A 465-nucleotide genomic window follows, 5' to 3' on the forward strand; every position below is an offset into this window, starting at 1 on the left:
GAATTCCGTCACATCCGTCACCCACTTCTGATTGGCTTGCGTGGCACTAAACTGACGTTGCAGCAGGTTGGGCGCGGCCTGACCGACCTCACCTCGCCAGGAGCGGTATTTCTTCGGGCGCACCAGGGACTTCAGTTGCAACTGCTGCATCAGCCGCTGCACGGCCTTGTGGTTGACGAGATGCCCGGCTTGCCGAATCGCAGCGGTGACGCGTCGATAGCCGTAGCGTCCCTTGTGATGTTCGAACACCGTCCGGATCTTTGCCTTCAGATCAGCGTGGCGATCGTCGGCATTCAGCGTCCCGAGCTGGTAATAGAACGTGCTGCGCGCCAAACCGGCCACCTTCAGAAGTGCTGCTACCGGATGATGCTGTCTGAGCTCGCGCACTATTTGCGTTTTTTCTTTTGCGCTGCCTGCTTCTTGGCGAGCAGCGCATCGAGCTTTTTTAGGTACGCCACCTCCGCA

General features: G+C 58.7%; 1 pseudogene. It reads right to left on the reverse strand.

From position 1 onward, the window contains the following. Positions 1 to 465 (reverse strand): annotated as a pseudogene (locus ACV22W_RS33610) (IS3 family transposase); the annotation flags it as partial.

It is taken from the genome of Burkholderia sp. AW49-1 (assembly GCF_053427845.1).